At 69.9% G+C, this 4,039-nt stretch carries 5 protein-coding genes and 1 pseudogene; all 6 read left to right on the top strand.

Annotation, left to right across the window (positions count from 1 at the left end; all coding sequences use genetic code 11):
• A partial coding sequence (locus tag AC1D01_RS23685; protein WP_477870683.1) for a hypothetical protein occupies positions 1-189 on the top strand: 189 nt, incomplete at its 5' end.
• A 75-nt stretch (positions 190-264) separates the two neighbouring features.
• The gene (locus AC1D01_RS23680; RefSeq protein WP_477870681.1) at positions 265-936 is read left to right on the top strand and encodes a hypothetical protein; all 672 of its coding nucleotides are present in this window, start codon (positions 265-267) and stop codon (positions 934-936) included.
• Positions 937-1,011: 75 nt separating this feature from the next.
• Positions 1,012-2,634 carry a SulP family inorganic anion transporter gene (locus AC1D01_RS23675; protein ID WP_477870679.1) on the top strand — a complete coding sequence of 541 codons (1,623 nt, stop codon included), beginning with the start codon at positions 1,012-1,014 and terminating at the stop codon, positions 2,632-2,634.
• Between the two features lie 34 nt (positions 2,635-2,668).
• Positions 2,669-2,869, top strand: a complete 201-nt coding sequence (locus AC1D01_RS23670) for a DUF3460 family protein (protein WP_477870677.1) — start codon at positions 2,669-2,671, stop codon at positions 2,867-2,869.
• Positions 2,870-2,903: 34 nt separating this feature from the next.
• Positions 2,904-3,743 carry a segregation and condensation protein A gene (locus tag AC1D01_RS23665; protein ID WP_477870675.1) on the top strand — a complete coding sequence of 280 codons (840 nt, stop codon included), beginning with the start codon at positions 2,904-2,906 and terminating at the stop codon, positions 3,741-3,743.
• Between the two features lie 18 nt (positions 3,744-3,761).
• Positions 3,762-4,039: pseudogene (locus AC1D01_RS23660) on the top strand (biotin synthase BioB); the annotation flags it as partial.

The following is a 4,039-nucleotide window of genomic DNA, read 5'->3' as shown; positions in this document are numbered from 1 at the left end:
GCCTACAAGCCCGAGGACCTGGTCGGCAAGTTCACCGTGATGGTGGCCAACCTCGCGCCGCGCAAGATGAAGTTCGGCCTCAGCGAGGGCATGGTGCTGGCCGCGTCGCATGCCGACGAGAAGGCCAACCCGGGGCTGTACGTGCTGGAGCCGTGGCCGGGCGCGACGCCGGGGTTGCGGGTGCGCTGAGCGCGGTTCCCCAAACAGGGTGAGAGACAGCCGCCCGGCGGGCGGCTATCCTGCGCGCCTTCGAGGGAGGACAACATGGGTTTTCTGGATGACCTGAAGCGGCAGGCCGACGCGCTGAAGACACAGCAGACGGTCGACACGGCCGCACTCGCGCGCAACGCCGCGCTGGTCGAGACGGCCTGCCAGACCGCCTGGCGCTACTGGATGGACCTGGCGCCGCAGCTCAACGTGCTGCTGCCCCGCCCGCCGGTGCGCTTCATGTTCGACAAGAGCACGACGGTCGACGGCCTCGTGCGCTGCGATTTCCGGGTCGACGCGCGGCGCAAGCAGCACCGCGGGCAGGAAGTGTTCGACCATGTGGTCATCCACGCGCTGCAGAAATCGGGCCGCGCGGTCGCGATCAGCAAGGACTTCCCGCCGGAGATCGAGCGGCTCGAAGCCCGCCTGCGCCAGGCCGGCATCGCGCCCGATTCGAAGTGGGTCCGCGACCCGGTCAACGGCCGGCTCGAGGAAGTGCGCTTCAGCTTCGTCGCCGACATCACGATGATGGTGCGCCTGCTGCCCGATCACGACCAGGGCAAGGTCAGCTTCCAGCTCGGCAACCTCGACGACCTGGAGACCGTGATGGTCACCTTCGCGGCGCCGCGCATCGACTCGAACCTGCTCGACCAACTGGCGCGCTGGATGGTGGGCGAACCGCACGAGTTCCTCAAGCTCGCCGAGAGCGCACGCCGCCAGGAAGCCTGAAGGCAGCGGCCCGCCCGGCGCCGTTTGATGCAGATCAAGGGACGCCCGCGCGGGCCGGGCCGATACTCGGGCTCCATGCGCCTGCACCCGTTCCGCCCCCGCCTGCTCGACAGCCTGCGTGGCTACGACCGCCGGCGCTTCTGGCAGGACGCATCGGCCGGCGTCACCGTCGGCGTGGTCGCGCTGCCGCTCGCGATGGCCTTCGCGATCGCGTCGGGCGTCAAGCCCGAGCAAGGCATCTTCACCGCCATCGTCGCCGGCTTCCTGATCTCGGCGCTGGGCGGCTCCAGCGTGCAGATCGGCGGGCCGGCCGGTGCGTTCATCGTCATCGTCTACGGCATCGTCGAGCGCYACGGGCTGACCAACCTGCTGATCTCGACCGCGCTGGCCGGTGTGCTGCTGTTCGCGATGGGCGCGCTGCGGCTCGGCGCGCTGGTGCGCTACATCCCGGTGGCCATCATCATCGGCTTCACGAACGGCATCGCGGTGCTGATCGGCGTGTCGCAGCTGAAGGACCTGTTCGGGCTGCACATCGAGAAGCTGCCGGCGGATTTCTTCACGCAGGTGGGTGCGCTCGCTTCGCATGCCGGCAGCGTGAACCCGGCGGCGCTGGCGCTGGGCCTCGGCTGCCTCGCGCTGGTGGCGCTGTGGCCGAAGCGCTGGAAGGCCGTGCCGTCGCCGATCGTCGCGCTGGTGCTGGCGACGCTCGCGACCGCGCTGCTGCAGTTGCCGGTCGAGACCATCGGCTCGCGCTTCGGCGGCATCCCGCAGGGCCTGCCGCGGCTCGCACTGCCGCCGTTCAGCTGGGCGAGCGCGCAGCAGCTGCTGATTCCCACGCTGACGATCGCGCTGCTCGGCGCCGTCGAATCGCTGCTGTGCGCCCGCGTCGCCGACAACCTCAGCGAGGCGCCGCGCCACGACCCGAACCAGGAGTTGATGGGCCAGGGCCTGGCCAACATGGTCGCCCCGCTGTTCGGCGGCATCCCCGCCACCGGCACGATCGCCCGCACCGTGACCAACGTGCGTGCCGGCGCGACCAGCCCGGTGGCCGGCATCGTGCACGCGGCCACGCTGCTCGCGGTGGTGCTGGTGGCCGCGCCGCTGGCGGTGCACGTGCCGCTGGCGGGGCTCGCCGGCATCCTGCTGTTCGTCGCGTGGAACATGGGCGAGTGGCACGAGTTCGCGCGCCTGCGCCGCTTCAGCCTGCACTACCGCACGGTGCTGCTGGGCACCTTCGGGCTGACGGTGGTGTTCGACCTGATGGTGGCGGTGCAGTTCGGGCTGGTGCTCGCCTGCGTGTTCTTCATCTACCGGATGAGCACGCTGTTCCGCATCGAGGCCTGCGAGGGTGCGGCGCCGGGCGTGCAGGTGTTCGCGCTGAGCGGGCCGCTGTTCTTCGGCGCGGTCGGCACGCTGGAGGCGCTGCCGGCCCGCGTGCTGCCCGGCACCCGCGCGGTGGTGCTGGACCTGCAGCGCATGCTGTCGATGGACACCTCGGGGCTGGATGCGCTGGCGCAATGTCAGCGCTCGCTCGCGCGGCGCGGGGTGGCGCTGTACCTGGCCGGGGTCGATGCGCAGCCGCTGTCGCTGATCCGCCGTTCCGGCTTCGAGGCCGAGCTGGGAGCGGGGCGAATCGTCGCTGACCGGGGTGAAGCCGAAACCGCGGCCGAAACCGAGGCCGCCGCCCGGGCCGGCTAAAATCCGCCCTCCGCTGCTTCACCTGGCCCCGACCATGCCGCTCTTCTGGAAAGCCTACAAGTCCGACACCACCTCGTTCATCGAGGAGTTGAAGGCCAAGGACCCGACGCTCGCGGGCCGGATGCTCGAGGGCCGCCAGCTGCTGTGGGACAAGCCGGTCGACCGCGATGCACAGAGCGAGTACCGCGACGCCCAGGTCGCCCAGCAGCCCTACGTCTACCAGACCGGGCATTGAACCGGCCCTGAACGCGACACCGAGCGGGCACCCCGTGAGCGAAGACGCCCTGGCGCAGGCCGCCACCGACGCGGCAGCGCCCACCGTGGTCGACCACGTGGCCGTGGCACGCCTGTACGGCGAGCCGCTGTTCACGATGCCGACCGACCTGTACATCCCGCCGGATGCGCTGGAGGTCTTCCTCGAGGCCTTCGAAGGCCCGCTCGACCTGCTGCTCTACCTGATCCGCAAGCAGAACTTCAACATCCTCGACATCCCGCTGGCCAGCGTGACGCGCCAGTACCTGGCGTATGTCGAGCAGATCCGCAAGACCAACCTCGAGCTCGCCAGCGAATACCTGCTGATGGCGGCGATGCTGATCGAGATCAAGTCGCGCATGCTGCTGCCGCCGAAGAAGGCGGCCGAGGGCGAGGAGCCCGAAGACCCGCGCGCCGAGCTGGTGCGCCGGCTGCTGGAGTACGAGCAGATGAAGCTGGCCGCGGCCGGGCTCGACCGCCTGCCGGTGCTGGGGCGCGATTTCCTGCGCGCGCAGGTGACCATCGAGCAATCGCTGACGCCGCGCTTTCCGGATGTCGAGATCGACGAGCTGCGCGCCGCCTGGGCCGACATCCTGAAGCGCGCCAGGCTGAACCAGCACCACACGATCACCCGCGAGGAGCTGAGCGTGCGCGAGCACATGAGCATCGTGCTGCGCGGCCTGCAGGGCCGCCGCTTCGCGATGTTCGAGGAGCTGTTCGACCTGACCCGCGGACCTCAGGTGCTGGTGGTGACCTTCATCGCGATGCTGGAGCTGGCGCGCGAGCGCTTGCTCGAGATCACGCAGGCCGAGGCGTTTGCACCGATCTACGTGCGGCTCGCCTATCAACCCGCCTAGAAAAGAACACCCATGACGATCCACGAAGCCCCCGTCCACCTCGTGACCCGCGCCGCCCCGCCGGCTGCACCGACCGACCGCTGGCAGGTGGCCGACATCGAGGCGCTGTTCGAGCTGCCGTTCACCGAGCTGATGTTCCGCGCGCAGACCGTGCACCGCGAGCATTTCGACCCGGCCGAGGTGCAGCTGTCGACGCTGCTGTCGATCAAGACCGGCGGCTGCCCCGAAGACTGCAGCTACTGCCCGCAGGCGGCGCGCTACGACACCGGCGTCGAGGCCGGCAAGCTGATGGACAC

The organism is Rhizobacter sp. P3_B12 (assembly GCF_056402895.1).
This window is presented reverse-complemented; position numbering and strand designations above follow the sequence as displayed.

Excerpts from the sequence above, each read along its gene's own strand:
- AC1D01_RS23680 (WP_477870681.1), top strand. The coding sequence starts at position 265 with ATGGGTTTTCTGGATGACCTGAAGCGGCAGGCCGACGCGCTGAAGACA.
- AC1D01_RS23670 (WP_477870677.1), top strand. The coding sequence starts at position 2,669 with ATGCCGCTCTTCTGGAAAGCCTACAAGTCCGACACCACCTCGTTCATC.